This is a genomic window from Microbacterium sp. SL62, assembly GCF_026672635.1.
Lineage (GTDB): Bacteria > Actinomycetota > Actinomycetes > Actinomycetales > Microbacteriaceae > Microbacterium > Microbacterium testaceum_A.
The window spans coordinates 1,329,354-1,346,343 of the sequence record NZ_JAPPRM010000001.1; the positions used below are offsets into that span (position 1 = coordinate 1,329,354).

The 16,990-nt window shown below is 65.9% G+C and carries 15 protein-coding genes; 5 read left to right on the top strand and 10 right to left on the bottom strand.

Annotated elements, in window-relative coordinates; genetic code table 11:
- The first annotated feature begins 45 nt into the window (after window positions 1-45).
- From purE to OVA26_RS06265, 4 genes are all read left to right on the top strand, one after another.
- Window positions 46-513 carry a 5-(carboxyamino)imidazole ribonucleotide mutase gene (gene purE / locus OVA26_RS06250; protein WP_268104884.1) on the top strand — a complete coding sequence of 156 codons (468 nt, stop codon included), beginning with the start codon at window positions 46-48 and terminating at the stop codon, window positions 511-513.
- Window positions 510-1,973, top strand: a complete 1,464-nt coding sequence (locus tag OVA26_RS06255; RefSeq protein ID WP_268103460.1) for an LCP family protein — start codon at window positions 510-512, stop codon at window positions 1,971-1,973. The genes purE and OVA26_RS06255 overlap by 4 nt, the downstream gene beginning before the upstream one ends.
- Window positions 1,970-3,073, top strand: a complete 1,104-nt coding sequence (locus OVA26_RS06260) for a glycosyl transferase (RefSeq protein ID WP_268103461.1) — start codon at window positions 1,970-1,972, stop codon at window positions 3,071-3,073. The genes OVA26_RS06255 and OVA26_RS06260 overlap by 4 nt, the downstream gene beginning before the upstream one ends.
- Window positions 3,074-3,134: 61 nt before the next feature.
- Window positions 3,135-4,349: a hypothetical protein gene (locus tag OVA26_RS06265; RefSeq protein ID WP_268103462.1), complete on the top strand. Its 1,215-nt coding sequence runs from the start codon at window positions 3,135-3,137 to the stop codon at window positions 4,347-4,349.
- Between the two features lie 84 nt (window positions 4,350-4,433).
- On the opposite strand, the gene OVA26_RS06270 is transcribed toward OVA26_RS06265, so the two are convergent.
- Together OVA26_RS06270 and OVA26_RS06275 are read right to left on the bottom strand one after the other, a co-directional pair.
- A complete protein-coding gene (locus tag OVA26_RS06270; protein ID WP_268103463.1) occupies window positions 4,434-5,174 on the bottom strand; it encodes an ABC transporter ATP-binding protein in 741 nt (246 codons plus the stop codon).
- Window positions 5,158-6,021 carry an ABC transporter permease gene (locus OVA26_RS06275; RefSeq protein ID WP_268103464.1) on the bottom strand — a complete coding sequence of 288 codons (864 nt, stop codon included), beginning with the start codon at window positions 6,019-6,021 and terminating at the stop codon, window positions 5,158-5,160. The genes OVA26_RS06270 and OVA26_RS06275 overlap by 17 nt, the downstream gene beginning before the upstream one ends.
- Before the next feature lie 208 nt (window positions 6,022-6,229).
- On the opposite strand from OVA26_RS06275, the gene OVA26_RS06280 reads away from it, so the two are divergent.
- The gene (locus OVA26_RS06280; protein ID WP_268103465.1) at window positions 6,230-8,572 is read left to right on the top strand and encodes a hypothetical protein; all 2,343 of its coding nucleotides are present in this window, start codon (window positions 6,230-6,232) and stop codon (window positions 8,570-8,572) included.
- 68 nt (window positions 8,573-8,640) lie between these two features.
- Here OVA26_RS06280 and OVA26_RS06285 read toward each other — a convergent pair whose 3' ends face one another.
- The 8 genes from OVA26_RS06285 to OVA26_RS06320 are packed head-to-tail and all read right to left on the bottom strand — an operon-like array spanning window position 8,641 to window position 16,915.
- Entirely contained in the window at window positions 8,641-10,065 is a 1,425-nt protein-coding gene (locus OVA26_RS06285) for a bifunctional dTDP-4-dehydrorhamnose 3,5-epimerase family protein/NAD(P)-dependent oxidoreductase (protein WP_268103466.1), read from the bottom strand.
- Window positions 10,066-10,068: 3 nt separating this feature from the next.
- The gene (rfbB, locus tag OVA26_RS06290; protein WP_268103467.1) at window positions 10,069-11,067 is read right to left on the bottom strand and encodes a dTDP-glucose 4,6-dehydratase; all 999 of its coding nucleotides are present in this window, start codon (window positions 11,065-11,067) and stop codon (window positions 10,069-10,071) included.
- Complete coding sequence (gene rfbA / locus OVA26_RS06295; protein WP_268104885.1) at window positions 11,067-11,936, bottom strand: glucose-1-phosphate thymidylyltransferase RfbA; 870 nt, start codon at window positions 11,934-11,936, stop codon at window positions 11,067-11,069. The genes rfbB and rfbA overlap by 1 nt, the downstream gene beginning before the upstream one ends.
- Window positions 11,937-11,979: 43 nt before the next feature.
- The gene (locus OVA26_RS06300; protein WP_268103468.1) at window positions 11,980-13,755 is read right to left on the bottom strand and encodes a hypothetical protein; all 1,776 of its coding nucleotides are present in this window, start codon (window positions 13,753-13,755) and stop codon (window positions 11,980-11,982) included.
- A complete protein-coding gene (locus OVA26_RS06305; RefSeq protein WP_268103469.1) occupies window positions 13,752-14,672 on the bottom strand; it encodes an NAD-dependent epimerase/dehydratase family protein in 921 nt (306 codons plus the stop codon). Before OVA26_RS06305 ends, OVA26_RS06300 begins: the two co-directional genes overlap by 4 nt.
- Window positions 14,662-15,669, bottom strand: coding sequence for a glycosyltransferase (locus OVA26_RS06310; protein ID WP_268103470.1), 1,008 nt, complete (start codon window positions 15,667-15,669; stop codon window positions 14,662-14,664). The genes OVA26_RS06305 and OVA26_RS06310 overlap by 11 nt, the downstream gene beginning before the upstream one ends.
- The gene (locus OVA26_RS06315; RefSeq protein WP_268103471.1) at window positions 15,666-16,496 is read right to left on the bottom strand and encodes a glycosyltransferase family 2 protein; all 831 of its coding nucleotides are present in this window, start codon (window positions 16,494-16,496) and stop codon (window positions 15,666-15,668) included. The genes OVA26_RS06310 and OVA26_RS06315 overlap by 4 nt, the downstream gene beginning before the upstream one ends.
- On the bottom strand, window positions 16,493-16,915 hold the full coding sequence (locus OVA26_RS06320) for a GtrA family protein (protein WP_268103472.1): 423 nt from the start codon (window positions 16,913-16,915) through the stop codon (window positions 16,493-16,495). The genes OVA26_RS06315 and OVA26_RS06320 overlap by 4 nt, the downstream gene beginning before the upstream one ends.
- Window positions 16,916-16,990: the final 75 nt, after the last annotated feature.

The window sequence follows — 16,990 nt, forward strand, 5'->3', positions numbered from 1 at the left end:
ACCCGGCCGCTGCATTCTTCCGAGACGCCCGTGGTCGGCGTCGTCATGGGCTCCGACTCCGACTGGCGCGTGATGAACGCCGCCAGCGAGGTGTTGACCGAGTTCGGCATCCCGCACGAGGTCGAGGTGGTCTCCGCCCACCGCACCCCCGACAAGCTCGTCCGGTACGGGCGCGAGGCGCGCGGACGCGGGCTACGCGCCATCATCGCGGGCGCCGGAGGAGCCGCGCACCTGCCGGGCATGTTGGCATCCGTCACCGCCCTCCCTGTCATCGGCGTCCCCGTGCAGCTGGCGACGCTCGATGGCCTCGATTCGCTGCTCTCGATCGTCCAGATGCCCGCGGGCATCCCGGTGGCCACCGTCTCGATCAACGGAGCGAAGAACGCCGGCCTCCTCGCCGCGCGGATCCTCGGCAGCGCCGACACCGCGCTCGCCGGGCGCGTCGAGGCCTACGCGCGCGATCTCGAGGCGCAGGTCGAAGAGAAGAACCGTCGCCTGAAGGATTCCCTATGACGCTCGCCGCCGCCCGGCCCCGCTCTCGGGCGCACGTCGTCGAGCAGCGCCCGATGCGTCATCCCGACGCGACCTCGCGGGCGGTCATGACCCGTCGCGGGTGGTGGCTCGTCGCCCTCAACTTCCTGCTTCCCGGTTCCGCTCAGGTTCTGGCGGGCAACAGGCGCCTCGGTCGATTCGGCCTCGGCGCGACCCTGGCGATGTGGACGATCCTGGTGCTCGCCGGTCTCGGAGCCCTGCTCCTGCCCAGCGGACTGTTCGCCCTGGCGACCGGATCGTTCATCCCCGACTTCCTGTCGTGGTTCCGCCCTCTCCCGCTGACGCTCGTGCAGATCGCGCTCATCGCGTACGCCGTGCTCTGGATCGTCCTGACCATCGACACGCTGCGGTTGGTCCGACTCGTCAAGGTCGGACCGCTGTCGCGCGTGGCCATCGCCGTCGTCTCGGTGGCGCTGCTCGTCGTGTCCGGCTCGGGCGCGGCGTGGGCGGCACAGGCGGCGGGAACGACCCGCGACACCTTCTCGGAGCTGTTCGCGCAGTCCGCCCCCGTCGTCCCGCCGTCCGACGGGTACTACAACATCCTCCTTCTGGGCGCCGATTCCGGCGAGGGGCGCGACTCCATGCGCTTCGACAGCATCTCGGTCGTCTCGATCAACGCCGACACCGGTGCGACGACGATCACCGGCATCCCGCGCGACATGCCGCACTTCCCCTTCGCCCCGGGACCCATGCAGGACAAATACCCCGACGGGCACACCGGGTACGCCAACGCGACGTGCGGCTGGGGCAGCGGTATCAACCAGCTCCGCACCGAGGTCGAGGTCTGCCAGGACGGGAACACGCTGTACCCGAACGCGAAGGCCGAGGGGTCCGAGCCCGGCATCGAGGCGACGAAGGACGCCGCCGAGGGCATCATGGGCATCCAGATCCCGTACTACGTGCTGATCGACATGAAGGGCTTCGCCGACCTCGTCGACGCGCTCGGCGGCGTCGACATCGACGTCAAGGAACGCTTGCCCAAGGGCGGCCCCGCCTACGACGGTCAGCCGGTCGACGACTGGGCCTTCGGCTGGATCGAACCCGGGCAGCAGCACATGAACGGCGACACCGCCCAGTGGTACGCCCGCTCGCGGTACACGACGAGCGATTTCGACCGCATGCGCCGCCAGCGCGAGCTGCAGGAGGCGATCCTCGCGCAGACCACCCCGCAGAACGTGCTCACGCACTTCCAGGACGTGGCCACCGCCGGAACCAACATCGTCCAGACCGACCTGCCGCAGGGGCTCATCGCCCCGACCCTGGTGAACCTCGCCCTCGAGGCGAAGGGCCAGCCGGTCGGCACGCTCGAGCTGACCCCGGCGGGCGGTGTCGACGAGTTCGATCCCGACTACGCCCAGGTGCAGCAGATGGTGCACGACAAACTGCACCCGCCGACCGAGACGGAGGCGCCCTCCTCGTGACCGTGACCCTGCGCGTCGTGCTGGACCAGCTCGTCGCCCCGACCTCCCTCGACCTCGCCGAAGCGTCCGCCTCGTTGACCGAGGCCCTCATCGCCACCGCCCCCCGCGGGTGCGATGTCGGCGCGATCGTCCCCTCACCCGGGATCCCCGACGGCGAGGGCATCGCCGGCCTGAGCTCCGAGACCCGTCTGTCGATGCGTCGCCGCGAGCTCGCGGCATCCTGGCAGCTCGGCGTCGCCCCCGGAATCGGCAAGGGACTCATCCACTCGCCGACCCCGCTCGCACCTCTCGTGCGCCACGACCGCGTCAACGAGACGCACCAGATCGTGGTGACCCTATGGGACTTGCGCGCGTGGGAGACCCCCGACGAACTGCCCAAGGCCGAGGTTCTCGCCGGCCGCGCGCTGCTCTCGCGCGTGACGAAGCACGCGGACGCCGTGATCGTGCCCACGCACGCGATGGCCGAGCGCCTCGCCGAAGTCGCCAAGCCCAAGCTCGTCAAGAAGCTGCGCGTGATCGGCGGCGCTCCCGCCGCGGGACTGCGCGTGCCCTCCGACGCCGTCGGGCGCCTGCGCGCCCTCGACCTGCCGCAGACATTCGTCGCGGCAGCCGGGGGGAGCGCGGCCTCCGACGCCCTCGGGCGCGCGTTCGCCGCCGTCGTCGCCTCGGGGTGGGAGGGCGACGTCGTCGTCCTCGACGTGCCCGAGGGCGACGAGCCCGCCGTGATCGACCTCGCCGTCGCCGCGGGGCTGGCCGAGGGGTGCGTGCACGCCCGTGGTGCGCTCGACCGCTGGGACCGGGCTGCCGTGCTCTCGCATGCGGCGGCGTTCGTTGCCTCGTCCGCGCGCGCGGACTGGCCGTGGCGGGCGGTCGACGCCCTCGCCGTGGGGGTGCCCATCGCAGCCGTCGATGCGCCGGTTCTCCGCGAGGTGCTGGCGGATGCCGCGGCCTTCGCCCCGGCCGACGGGCTCGGTTCCGCGCTCTCACGAGCCTTGGGAGAGGATGCCGAGCGCCTGCGCGTGCTGGCCGGCGACCGCGCGAAGGGATTCGCCTGGGGGGCCTCGGCCGACCGGGTGTGGGCGCTGCACGCGGAGCTGTGAGGGCGCCCCCTAGAGTGATGTGAAACGGCAATGCGGCCGTTTTATCCTTGGGGGGGGGGAAATGAAACCGAACATCACGTCCACAGCTGTACGGCGTGGCCTTCGAGCGGGTGCTCTGGCTGTTCTGCTCGGGTCGATGCAGGGGGGTCTTGTCGCTATGCCAGCCTCCGCGGTCGAGGGGAGTGTAACGGCGGAGGTGTTCGTCTCATGTGGCGACGGTGGAACTCTCACCGTGTCGATGCGCAATGGGACCAGCGTCATGCAGGGCGTCGTTTTCGACGTCGACAAAGGCGATGACGGAACACTCGACTTCGGAGACGGGGCTGAGGTGGTTCCCCGGGGGCGGGTAGACCTGCCGGTCACACAGCGCGGCGATGGTGTGTACCGCGTGACGGTATCGACGGAGAGTGGTCAGCCCATCCTGAACAAGGTCGTAGAAATCGAGTGCGCGGTGCCGGCTGAGCGGTATGTGCTCACGGCCTACGACGGAACGATCTGGCGCGTCTCGGACACGGAGATTCACGCCCTGTCATACGAAGAGTGGGCGGCAGCCGATTTCCCGCAGCCGGAACCCGCGCCCACCGATTACGTTCGCTATCCCTGGTCATCGACCATCAGCGCCGTGACGTTCTTCGGTCAGACGCGCGATCGATGGGTGTGGCGACACATCACATACTCCGAGTGGAGCCGAGCGGGATTTCCCAGCCCCCGGAGCGCCGGATGGATCGAGGGGTCGGTCTTCTACCAGTGGGGCACGAGTGACCAGATTTTTGTGCAGGACGTCGGGGGTGTCCGGCACGCGCTGTCCTACGAGGAATGGCGGGATTCCGGTTTCGAGCCGTTCGAACGTCGAGCGAACCAAGGATTCGTCCGACTGACCTGGGATAGTTCGATCGCCTTCATGGCGGACCTCCCGACCGGGCAGGGCGGACCCATCGGGTACAGCCGGTGGCGAGACGAGGGTTTCCCTCAACAGGCGACGGCCCCGCGATTCGCGGGGGATCACGTGTGGCGCAACTATGGTTCCCTCGACATCTGGTACGCCGGTCCCACGACGAACCGACGTGTCACCGCCCAGGAGTGGGCTGTCATGGGTCGGCCGACGCCCGAACTGCGTGGAGTCCCCGCTCATCCTGGCGACACGAAGAACTGCAACTCGTTCCCGTCACAGGCAGCAGCCCAGGCGGCGTTCGCGTACTACTTCGAGGCCTACGGAGACGTGTTCCGCCTCGATGCGAACAGCAACGGCGTCGCATGTGAGGACTTCACGTACTGAAGAGCTTCTCATCGGTTCCGCGACGCGAAGGGTGGTCGTGCGCTGTGAGCTGCACGACCACCCTTCGCACGGTGAGGAGTTCCGTTAGTTTCGCATGAGCGCGACGGCGTCCTTGCTCCCGCCGTCGAACGCCACTCCGCCGTCTCGAAGGAGTATGCCGCGCTCGCACAGGTCGGAGACCATATCGAGGTCGTGGGACACGACGACCAGCGTCTTGCCGGCAGCATGCAACTCGCGAATGCGTGCCAAGCACTTCTGCTGGAAGGGTTCGTCTCCGACCGAGAGGATCTCATCGATGAGGAGAATGTCGACCTCGGTGTGGATGGCCACGGAGAAGGCGAGGCGCAGGAACATCCCCGACGAATAGTGCTTCACCTCTGTATCGATGAATTTCTCGATCTCGCTGAAGGCCACGATGTCCTCGTACCGCTCCTCGGTCTCTCGCTTGCTCATGCCGAGGATGGCGGCGTTCAAATAAATGTTCTCCCGCCCGGAGAGATCGGGGTGAAATCCCGCTCCCACCTCGATCAAGCCTGCGACGCGCCCGCGAGTGTAAACGCCTCCTCTGTCAGGTCGCAGGACGCCTGAGATGAGCTTGAGCAGCGTTGATTTCCCCGAGCCGTTGAATCCGAGGAGGGCGACGGACTCGCCCGCCCCCACGTCGAAGCTGACGCCGTTCAGGGCATGGAACTCTGTGGTCAGCTGCTTGCGCCGCACCGCCGCGAGGAACGTCTCCTTCACGGAGTGCGTGTGTCGGAGCTTGAATTCTTTATGCACGTCCGCAACACGAATGCGCGGTTCGGTGGCCTCAGAGGTCCTGGGCAAAACGCCCCTCCAGTTGACGGAAGACGAGCTGTCCCACGATCAGGAACAGAAGAGAGATGGCGGTGGCGATGCCGGCGTATGTCCACATGTCGGGGAGTAGTTGACCGCCCGACGGGTTGAGCGGGTACCAGATGCCGTAGTGGAAGAGCTCGACGGACACGGTCAGCGGGTTCAACCGGTAGGCGACGAAGAGCCAGTCCGGCAGTTTGTCCGCGACCATCTCCCACTGGTACATGACCGGAGATGCCCACACCGCGCACATGGTGATGATCTCGACGAAGCTCTGGGCGTCGCGGAAAGTGACGTTGACGGCGCCGAAGAGCAGGCCGAGCCCCGTCGCAAGAGCCGCGATGATGACCAGAGCGAGCAGAATCGCAGCGATGTGGAGAACGGACGGCGCCCACCCGAAGAACAGCGCGATCACGACCAGTACGGCGATCTGCGGAAGGATGTTGACTCCGGCGATCATCATGCTCGACACCGGGAACATCTCCCGAGGCAAGTAGATCTTCTTGATCAGGGCGGCGTTGTCCACGAGTGAACGAGTGCCGTTCGTGAAGGCCTCGTTGAAGAAGGTGACGATGGTGATTCCGGAGAGCAGATACAGCGGGAAGAATTCGACCCGCGAGTTCAGGCCGAGAAATACACCGATAGCGAGGTAGAAAACCGCGAACTGGACCAGCGGCTTCACATAGGACCACATCCAGCCCAGTACGGAGCCGCGGTACCGGATTTGCACTTCTTTGCGCACGATGAGGGACAGCAGGTAGCGCCGTCTGAAAACGTCGGCCAAGCCGATGCCACGGCCTGGCGGAATCAGAACGTCGTCGCTCGTCACAGCGCTCATAAGCCTTCTTTCGGGAGATCGGCGACACGCGCCCGAGCTATCATAATCCGCCCGCGGCCGTTCGCCTGGCGGCAGGCTGGGAGCGCGCGCATCGCGGCGAGTCGTCGAGAAAATGCTCGCGGACCACCGCACGGCGGGCGAGACTGTTCAAGTGAATCATCGATGGTCGCGGTCAATCGCGTCGCGCGTCCTCTCGGGGTCCGCTGTCATGGCAGTCCTCCTCGCCTTCGCCGTGCCAGCGCCCGCTGCGGCCCAGCCGCGTCTCGAATCTGCACCGCTCGCCGCCGCCAGCGAGTCGAGGGCGGCGATCGGCGTGCCGCGACTGGCGTCACTCGACGGATTCACACCGGGCAACATCATCGACGATGGGGTGTTCTTCAACTCCGCCACGATGAGCGAGGACGACATCCAGCGGTTCCTCGAGGCCCGTGTCCCCAACTGCCAAAGTGGATACACCTGTCTGAAGGACTGGCGCGATACGTCTCGGACGACAGCAGCGGACGCGATGTGCGGGCCGTACTCTGGAGCTTCGGACGAGCGTGCCTCCCGGATCATCTTCAAAGTCGCTCAAGCCTGCGGGATCAACCCTCAGGTGATCCTCGCGACTCTGCAGAAAGAGCAGGGACTGGTTACTCACACATGGCCGAGTGACTGGCGTTATCGCATCGCGATGGGCCAGGGGTGCCCGGACACGGCGGCGTGCGACACGAGGTACTACGGCTTCTTCAACCAGGTCTACGGCGCCGCCTGGCAGTTCAAGCGCTATGCGAACCCCCCGGGCACCAGTCGGTATTTCACGTGGTACGCCCCCGGCAACACGTGGAACATCCAGTTCAACCCCAATGCCAACTGCGGGTCTTCGCCGGTTTTCGTCGCCAACCAGGCCACGGCAGATCTCTACTACTACACGCCCTACCAACCCAATGCTGCCGCGTTGGCGGCGGGCACCGGCACCGGTGACGGATGCTCCGCCTACGGAAACCGCAACTTCTACCACTACTTCACCGAGTGGTTCGGAACCGTTCGTGGAACGGGGATGGTTCTGGTTCGAACGGCTGCGAACCCCGCCGTCTACCTCGTCTCGAACGGGCGGCGCTGGCACGTCACCGACGGGGACAACCTCGCATCTCTCTCGAGTGTTTTCGGGCAGGTCTACACGGTGACCGACGGATACCTTTCCGGCTTCACCGCCTCGGGCGATACGGGACCCGTTCTGCGGGACGATTCCACCGGGGAGATCGCCTACTTCCAGGACGGCCAACGACACCGTCTCGCGTCCTGCGATCTCGTGAGCCGATGGGGTGGAGATTGCGCGGCGCCCGTTTCGGTGGCGGGCTCGCTGTTCCAACGTGCCTCGGTGGGCTCGGAGATGACCGCGTACTACCGGGTCGCCGGGACCACGCAGTGGGGACGGATCGAGTCGTCGTCGACGGTCACGCCGATGTGGAACGAGGCGGCCGCTCGGGCAGCCAACGGCGATCCCGGCACACCGATTTACGCAGCATCTCTGAGCCGTGGGGTCCTCGCCTCCAAGTCGAAGAGCCCGCTCTTCTTCGCCCCCGCTCAGGTGGTCAAATCGACCGGGGGAGACAAGGTCTACATGACCATCGACGCGGGCTCCCTCGTGTGGGTCCGCTCGTGGAGCGACCTCGCCGAGTACAACCGTGACGCATCGACGATGGCCGTCGTATCCGACACCGATCTCTTCGGCCGGTACCGAGAAGTCGGCGAGGTTCGTTCGCTCCTGAACTGCGACGGGACCACCTTCTTCCCCGGTTCGGGCGTCATCTACCCGCTTCCGGACCCGAGCGTCTCGGGGCTGTCCGCTATGAATGCTGGATCACCGACGTGCGCGCAGTTCACCAGAGGTCCGTCGATGGGCAAGACGCCTCTCATCAAGGTCGCGGGACGCACGTCTGTTGCAGCGGTCGATGGGAGCACCCGTCGCGTGGCCGCAACGTGGTCGTCGCTCATGGCGTACATGAACGGGACGGACATGACGATTGCGACGGTGTCGGCAGGCACTTTCGACGGGCTTCGTGGCGGTGCTCCGATCGCCGACGGAGAGATCGTCAAGGGGACAGCGGCGACTCTGTCGTTGGTGTCCGGTACCACCACAGTGGCGGTGCCGTCGTTCGATCTCGCCCGGGATGCAGGGATGCGCACGGATTTCGTCCCCTTGGCTGATGCGGAGATCGCGAAGCTCACCCCCGCGGGTTCGCCGCTCGGAGTGTGGATCTCGTGTGCGGGAACGACTTTCGCGGTCGGTTCGGGCGGAGTCACGGCCGTGGCGGCCACCGCTGCTCAAGGCTTCACCGTTCCGAAACTCTCGGAGGCCGCCTGTCAGCGCTTCACCACGCGAGCCGGGACGCTGCAGACCGTTTTCGTCAAATCGTCGTCGAGTGACAAGGTTTATGTCGCAACCGGAGGTGTGTACCGGCACGTTCAGTCTTGGGCCACCCTGCAGGCTCTCGCGAACGGCAATCCCACTGTGCTGACCTTGTCACCCTCGACCGTCACGGGCCTGCCCCTCGGGCAGCCGATGACCTGATCAGGTGCGATAGCGTGCGAGAAAGCCCCCGCCGACGGCGGGGGCTTTCTCACGCGCTATCGCAGTGTTCAGATCGATCCGAGGTAGGCCTCGAGACTGTCCCGCCAAGACGGGGTACGGATGCCGTGGCGCTCGGCGGACGTCAAGTCCAGAAGGCTATTGGCGGGGCGAGGCGCAACCGGGGCCGTCGAGCTCGCGAAATACTCCGCTGTGCTCACACCGGTGACCCGCTCGGGATCGTGGCCCGTGAGGCGGAAGACCTCGCGTGCGATGTCGAACCATGTGGCTGCGTCGCCGGATCCGGTGACGTTGTACGTCCCGCTGGGCGCCCGCCGCTCGAGAAGTGTGCGAATCGCTGCGGCGATGTCGGCGGTGAAGGTGAGACGACCCGTTTGATCGTCGACGACACGAGGATTCACCCCCCGCTCGGCAAGTGAAGCCATCGTGCGGACGAAGTTCGCTCCATCGCCGATGACCCAGCTGGTACGGATGATGTAGTGCCGACCCGTCGAAGCGGCGGCAGCGGCATCACCGGCGGCCTTCGATTGTGCATAAACGCCGAGCGGACAGACCGGATCGGCCTCGGTGTAGCTCCCGGATTTGCTGCCGTCGAAGACGTAGTCGCTCGAAATGTGGACAAGAGTGATGGCGTTCTCGCTGGAGATCTTGCTGAGCGCTGCGACGGCACCGGCATTCTCGGACCACGCGGCGACTCGACCTGCGGGGGTTTCCGCGTCGTCCACCTTGGTGAAGCCCGCCGCGTTGATGATGGTCGAGTAGTCACGCCATCGTCGTGCCGTTGTCAGATCGGGTGACGTCACATCCAGGTCAGCTCGAGACGCGTACTCGATCCACGCGTGATCTCCGAGCTCGGCCTTCAGGGCACGTCCGAGTTGGCCGTTCGCACCCGTGACGAGCATCTTCTTCGGAGGCATCGGCACGACGTCGGAGAGACGCGGATGTCTCTTGTCCTTCTCGCTGATCTCGACCTCGTCGAGGGGGATCGGCCAATCGATCGCGACGGTCTCGTCCTCAAGGTTGAGGAATGTGTACGTCGCATCCGGTGACCAATGGTCGTTGACGAGATACGTGTAAGCGGTGTCCTCTTCGAGCGTCTGGTAGGAATTACCGACCCCGCGCGGGACGAAGATTGCTCGCGAGGGATCGAGCTCCGCCGTGAAGACGGCACCGAAGGTGTCGCCCGCGCGAAGGTCGACCCACGCACCGAAGATACGACCGGTCGCGACGGAGACGAACTTGTCCCACGGCTCGGCGTGAATACCGCGCGTCGTGCCGACCGAATCGTTGAAGGAGATGTTGTTCTGGACGGGTCCGAAATCGGGCAACCCCACCTCGCCCGCGGTCATCTTCTCGCGCTGCCAGTTCTCTTTGAACCACCCTCGCGCGTCTCCGTGAACGGGGAGGTCGAAGAGCATCAGTCCCGGAATCGGCGTGGTGCGGCTACCGAGGGATCGGCCGAACTCGAGCGTCAAGGGTTACTGCCCTTTCGAGGCGTAGAAAGCTTCGACGCCGTCTTTGGCGGGGGCCCACCACGCCTCGTTCTCGCGATACCAGTCGATGGTCGCAGCCAGGCCCGAGCCGAAGTCACCATACGTGGGGGTCCATCCCAGTTCGGTGCGGAGCTTGGTGGAGTCGATTGCGTACCGCAGGTCGTGACCGGGACGATCGGTCACGAGGTCGTATGCATCGGGAGCCTGGCCGGTGATCTGAAGGATCAGCTCGACGACACTCTTGTTGTCCTTCTCGCCATCCGCCCCGATCAGGTACGTCTCGCCGATCTCTCCCTTGTCGAGGATGGTGAGAACTGCCGACGAGTGGTCGTCCGCGTGAATCCAGTCGCGCACGTTCTCGCCGGTGCCGTAGAGCTTGGGACGGATCCCGCGAAGCACGTTGGTGATCTGGCGGGGGATGAACTTCTCCACGTGCTGGTACGGACCGTAATTGTTCGAGCAGTTGCTGATGGTTGCCCGGACGCCGAACGAGCGGACCCAGGCGCGCACCAGCAGATCAGACCCGGCCTTGGTGGACGAGTACGGCGACGAGGGATTGTACGGAGTCCGCTCGGTGAAGCGGGCCGGGTCGTCGAGTTCGAGATCGCCGTACACCTCGTCCGTCGAGATGTGGTGGAACCGCACGTCGTATCGACGCGCCGCCTCGATCAGGGTGTAAGTCCCGATGATGTTGGTGTCGAGGAAAGGGCGCGGATCGTGCAGGGAGTTGTCGTTGTGCGATTCGGCGGCGTAGTGGACTACGGCATCCGCCTCGGCGACCAGCGGGTCGACGACGGAGGCGTCAGCGATGTCGCCGACGACGAGACGAACGCGCTGCGGAGGCAGGCCCTCCAGGGAAGCTCGGTTGCCCGCGTAGGTCAGTTTGTCGAGCACGGTGACGGTGTGGTCGGTGTGCTCGACGACGTGATGAACGAAGTTCGAACCGATGAAACCGGCACCGCCGGTAACGAGAAGATGTGCCATCAGCGGCCCCTTTCCAGGATCTCCAGCAGGTATGCGCCATACCCCGACTTCACCAGCTTGTTCGCCCGTTCGCGCACTTCGTCGTCTGAGAGGAAGCCCTGCCGCCACGCGACCTCTTCCGGGACTCCGATGCGGAGTCCGGTGCGACGCTCCATGGTGCGGACGTAGTCCGCGGCATCCGTCATCTGGTCGAAGGTGCCCGTGTCCAACCACGCCGTTCCGCGCGGGAGGACTTCCACCTGGAGCTTGCCGCGTCGCAGGTACTCGGCGTTGACGTCGGTGATCTCGTACTCGCCGCGTGGGGACGGCGCAAGGTTCCGGGCGATGTCGATCACGTCGTTGTCGTAGAAATACAAACCCGGCACCGCATAGTTGCTCTTCGGCTGCGACGGTTTCTCCTCGAGGGAGACCGCTCGCCCGTCGTCGTCGAATTCGACCACTCCATACGCCGAGGGCTCGGCAACCCAGTAAGCGAACACCGCGCCGCCGTCGACGTCGGCGTAGCGCTTCAGTTGCGTTCCCAGGCCCGGGCCGTACAGCAGATTGTCTCCGAGGACGAGGGCGACCTTGTCGTCACCGATGAAATCCGCACCGATCGTGAACGCTTGGGCCAGCCCGTCCGGGGAAGGCTGGACAGCGAACGACAGCTCGACTCCGAACTGCGAGCCGTCGCCGAGGAGGCGCTCGAAGAACGGAGCGTCGTGCGGGGTGGTCACGACCAAGATCTCGCGGATGCCGGCGAGCATCAGCGTCGACAACGGGTAGTAGACCATCGGCTTGTCGTAGACAGGGATGAGCTGCTTCGAGACGCCGAGCGTAATCGGATGCAGACGCGTGCCGGAGCCGCCGGCGAGAATGATGCCCTTCACGATGTCCATCCTGCCAGGTTGACCGCCGGTCCCGAGACCGCGATCACGGCAATCGCCAGAGTTGCAGGGTCTGGCCCTCGCCGTAGCTGCGTTCCGCCACGAAGGTCCCTTGTTCTCCCGTGACCTCAATGTGGGTGGGGCAGGCGCTATCCCGGAGGATCCACCCGACGCCGGCGTCTGACGCGAGATCAGAGCTGATGGGGCTGCCTGCTTCTCGGTGGTCCATGACCGTCTGGATCGCCTCTCGATCGGTCGGCCACGCCATTCCGAGATAGTAGAACGCCATCGGCGCTCCGGACGTGGCCTTGACCGTTCGGTCGTCCATGCACGTGTCGACGAGCAAAAGCCTGTCGTCGGCGTCGACGGTCGATCGCGCGAGTTCTGTCGCCGCGGCGGCACGGGGCGCGTCGGGGTTCCACGTTTCCGACATTCGAGGATCGCCCGTGAAATTGATGAAATCCACCAGGCCCACCGCGTAGAGGGCGGCACACGCCACGGCGAGGGCACGGGTCACTCCGACGGTGACACGGCGCGGCGCGGCCTCTCGCTCGGCGCCGCCGATGAGTGCGGCTCCGGCAACGAGGGTGAGGATCCCCCCGAAGAGGAAGCAGTCGATCCAGAAACGATACGGCTCAGCGTTCGCGCCCCAGACGTCGTTGGTAGCCAGGATGCCCCACACCACCACGCCGGCGGAAGCGACGGCGGCGGGAATGGCGGCCCGTCGACGGATCGCCAGGGTCAGCACGACCAGAAGCGGCACCGCTACAACCGTCGAGGCGACAAGCGTTTCCGGTCGGATGACACCCAGGTTCACGTTCGAGGCGACTCGGTAGCTCAAGAAGGGGTCGCCCTGGAGAACGCCGGAGAACGTCCAGACGATTTGCGGAAGCGCGGCCGCCGCGAAGGTTGCGGCATAAACCGCGAGAAGACCTCGCGTGAGGACGAGCCCGCGCACGAGTCCGGGGACCGCCGGCAGGAGTCCGAACACGAGGGCGGGAAGTTGTCCGGCGGCGCTGGAGACGAGAGGGCCCGCCACGAAGAGGACCGGGAATGTCGCGAGCGTCAGAGCGATCCACCACCGTCGATGCCCGGGACGAGTCAGGAACAGGGCGGCGGCGACATAAGCAACCACGTAGGCGCCGCTGAGGAAACTGTAGGTCTGAAAACTCGAGAGCCCCCCGAGAGCGAGCATGGCCACGACCGAGGTCATCACCCGTACGGAGGCGCGCCGGGGGCGCAACCACACGGCCGCGAGCGCGCTCGTAGCGATCACGATGATGCAGATTCCCGCCGTCTCACCGTTGTTCGAGAACATCACCCCGTAGGGCCCCCAGAGAACGGCGTGCGAGTCGAGCGGGCGGAACCACACATCGCTCAGGGGCGATGAGAAAGCGAGAACGCCGGCGAAGAACGGCAGCGGCGCGAGGAAACCTGCCCACGCTCGTCGTGAGACGACGACGAGGCACAAGGAGAGAGCGACCACTGCGGACACCTGCAACACGAGCGAAACGGCGTTCCAGGCGGTGATGGGCTCGAGGTGAAGGGCGTGCGCGACCAGACCCACGGTCGTGTAATAGAAGCGCGGGTAATGATTCACACCCGTCTCGGTGACGGGTTCGGTGTTGCTGACGTCGCCGTCCGCGACGTTGGCCACCATGCTCAGGTATCCGAGTTGGTCGTGCCAGGCGAACGTTCGAATCGACCGGAGCGGCCCCGGAGGCGACACGAGAAGCGGCCAGAACATGAGGACCGCGTACAGGACGGCGGAAAAGACCGCTCCTCCCGCTGCCGTCACGCGGTGAGCGCGCGAACCGCTCACGCTCCGACCTCCGCTTGGGCGCGCATGCGGGAGCGATAGACCTTGTCCAATCCCTCGGGCAATGTGGTCCGCACCAGGGCATCGAGCTCGGTCCAGACGACGGATCGCACCCGCAGATCGGAGGCCTGGCCACCGGCCCTGCTCTGGCCGAGGGTGATTCGTGAGCGCTGCCGCCGGAGGCGGGTGATCTCTCCGAGCAGCGCTCCGATGGAGACGGCGGTCATGGCCCCGACGATCTTCGTGATCGTCGTTCCCGGTGCCTCGGTCGACAGTCGTTCGGTCCCCGCTGCCACGACTCTGGCGCAGTCGTCCTCGTAGATGTAGTCGCGCAAGGTGTCGAGCGACACGTAAAGGGAGACCGGTTTGCCGGAGACGTAGCTGTCCGTGATGACGGAGATGAGCCCCTGCCCCTTCCCCATATCCTGACCGGGTCCGTACAGGTTGGTGATGCGCCCGATGAACGCTCGCCAGCCTGCCGACCGGGCGGTCTCCGTGAGCTTTCGTTCCATCGCCAGTTTCGCGACACCGTATGAGGAGCCGGGGGCGACCGGTGTGTGCTCGGAGAAGGGCGGTTCGGAGGCCAAAGCGTAAGCGCCCCCCACCGATGAGGCGAGGAAGAAGCGCACGTCGCGACCCCGCAGGATCGACGCGAACTCCGTCAGCGCCCGCTCGAAGAGCTCGACCTCGGCGTCGAGTTCATGTTGCGGCGTCGATGTGACGCCCCGTCCTGCGCACCAATAGATCTCGAGAGGTCCCTCGACGAGACTGAGCGCCATCGCGTGCGCGCGAAGGTCCGACAGGGCGTCGTCGGCGTCCCCCCACCGCACGGGTCGGATGATGGGCGGCAGGCCCCGAGCGCGTTCGACAGCGCGCCCCAGGAGACCGCGACCGATCACCCAGCCGTTGTCACTTGCCATCGCGTGCGTGCCCGAGGGGTCCCGCGGCCGGGTCTCGCACGATCAAGTAGGGAGGCCGCCCCATGGCCATGTTCACCGCCACCCCGAGATATTCGGCCACGATTCCGAGGGATACGAGGATGAGCCCCGTGCCGAGGGCCGTGACGACCATCTGCGAAGTCCATCCCTCCGGGATGTCTCCTGAAGCGAAGCGCATGATGACGAGGTAGATGGCGAAAAGGACTCCGCCCACGAAGAACACCGCTCCAGCCGCGGTGACCAACCGCAGTCCGCGGGTACCGGAGGTCAGGATCATCCGCCAGAAATGCGCCATCAGGCGGCGGTAGGAGTATCCGGACCGGCGGTCTCCTTCTTCTCGTAGCTGGACGGGCGAGGTGACGATACGTGCCGCGACCCAACCGAGTGCGACGTCGAGGTAGACGCCCGTTCCGGCATAGGCGGCGACACTGCGTGCCACCTCGCCGAGGATGAGGCGGTAGCTGTTGAAGTGTGAAGCGCGCCCGCCACCGAAGACGGTCTCGAGGATGCGTTTGGAGGCCTTCGACGCGGCATTGCGCACGGCGCCGTGCGGAGGGCGGTTCGTCGGCTCGGCGTAGACGACGTCGGCTTGGTCGTCGAGCGCGGTGTCGAGCAGGCTGCCGATGAAGGAGGGGTCGTGTTGGCCGTCTTCATCCAAGGTGACGACCCAGTCGCCGCCGGAGGAGGCGATTCCGGCGAGCGTGGCCGCGTGCTGGCCGAAATTCCGACTGAGCCATACCGGACGCACCCAGGAGAACTCGGTGGCCAACTCGCGGATCACTGCCGCTGAGCCGTCGGGGCCGTGGTCGTAAGCCGTGATGACCTCGGTGACGCGCCCCGTTCGTCCGTGGGGAGTGCGAAAGCCCTCGGTGAGGGGGACGATCTCTGCGAGGACATCGCGGAGGGTTCGCTCGGCCTGGTAGACCGGGATGACGATGGTGATGTTGTGCACGTAGGCCGGGTTCTCGGGGGCGTTCATCGCATTCTCCGCTTCAGCATCCAGTACGAAACCTGGCGCGCTCTCGCCATCAATGTCGCGCGGACGTTGCCGACCATTACGTCGACGGCGGACACGGCGCGGGGGTGCTCGGCGTGCAGCGCACGGTGGAATTGCTTGGCTTGGGTCGCTTGGTCGCGCACGAGAACCACGCTCCACTGCGTCGCACTCATGCGGAACGTCGCGCCGGTGGCCAGGTCCGGTACGAAGTCGCCCTGGAAGAGCACGCGCGAGTAAGTCGCTTGGTCGATCAGGTAGGGGAAGTCCGAACGCCAACCGCCGGCGTCTTCCAGCGCCGACCTGCGCATCATCACCGAGGCAGGCTCGCCGAACAGATTGGATCCTGCCCGCACGGCGGCTCGCACAGCGCGGTGCCCGGGCATGCGCCTGCCGATACCGCGGAGACCCCAGCCGGAGAAGAGGACTTTGCCCTCGGCATCCACGATGTCGCGCCGACAGGCGGTCAGCGAGACGGATGGGTCCTCGAGAATCGCCATCTGCCGACGAAGCGTCCCGGGAAGGACGATGTCGTCGCCGCACACGAGCTTGAGCAGCTCGCCCCGGGCGCTCTCGGTCACGCGGTTCCAGTTTCGGGGCGCGCCGCCGCCCGATGGAGTTTCGAGGATGGTGACGCGATCGTCCGACGCGAACTGCCGGATTTGCTCGAGCGTGTCGTCGGTGGAGGAGTGATCCGCCACGACCAACTCGATATCGTCGCCCCCATCCGCGAGGATCGAGCGGATCGTCTCCGCGATCGTCTTGCCGTTGTTGTAGGCGGGGATCACGACGCTGAGTCGGGGTGTCCTCACGAGACTTTTTTCCTTCGGAACGAGAACCGGCTGTGGCCGATGTAGCTGACGAGAGTCGTGACGAAGACGATGACCGCCTGCGCGACGATGGGTTGCAGGCCCCCGAACTCCACCAACAGGGGGAGGAGCAGGGCATTGATCCCGAGGGCGACGAGGTACACGCTTTCGAAGCGCGCGAGATCGACCCAGACATGCCCCCGGACGCGGAACACGAAGCGCCTGTAGAGGACGAAAGCGCAGAGGACGGATGCCACGTGTGCGAACAGCAGAGTGGCCATGTATCCCCAGAGTCGTCCCACGCTGAGGTCGAAAAGGGCGAACCACGCGAAGCCGACCACGGTGTTGATGACACCGACGATGACGAACGCGATCCGCCGATCCTTGATCAGGCGGAGAAGCGGTCCATCGGGACCGGACATCCCACCGACGGTCTCGCGTTCAGACATCGTCATCTTCCAGGAGAGGACGGCTCGCCATCGGCGATGCCGGTCGAG

Excerpts from the sequence above, each read along its gene's own strand:
- rfbB (WP_268103467.1), bottom strand. The coding sequence starts at position 11,067 with ATGGCACATCTTCTCGTTACCGGCGGTGCCGGTTTCATCGGTTCGAAC.
- OVA26_RS06280 (WP_268103465.1), top strand. The coding sequence starts at position 6,230 with ATGGCAGTCCTCCTCGCCTTCGCCGTGCCAGCGCCCGCTGCGGCCCAG.
- OVA26_RS06265 (WP_268103462.1), top strand. The coding sequence starts at position 3,135 with ATGAAACCGAACATCACGTCCACAGCTGTACGGCGTGGCCTTCGAGCG.
- OVA26_RS06275 (WP_268103464.1), bottom strand. The coding sequence starts at position 6,021 with ATGAGCGCTGTGACGAGCGACGACGTTCTGATTCCGCCAGGCCGTGGC.
- OVA26_RS06255 (WP_268103460.1), top strand. The coding sequence starts at position 510 with ATGACGCTCGCCGCCGCCCGGCCCCGCTCTCGGGCGCACGTCGTCGAG.
- OVA26_RS06305 (WP_268103469.1), bottom strand. The coding sequence starts at position 14,672 with ATGGCAAGTGACAACGGCTGGGTGATCGGTCGCGGTCTCCTGGGGCGC.
- OVA26_RS06320 (WP_268103472.1), bottom strand. The coding sequence starts at position 16,915 with ATGTCCGGTCCCGATGGACCGCTTCTCCGCCTGATCAAGGATCGGCGG.
- purE (WP_268104884.1), top strand. The coding sequence starts at position 46 with ATGGGCTCCGACTCCGACTGGCGCGTGATGAACGCCGCCAGCGAGGTG.
- OVA26_RS06310 (WP_268103470.1), bottom strand. The coding sequence starts at position 15,669 with ATGAACGCCCCCGAGAACCCGGCCTACGTGCACAACATCACCATCGTC.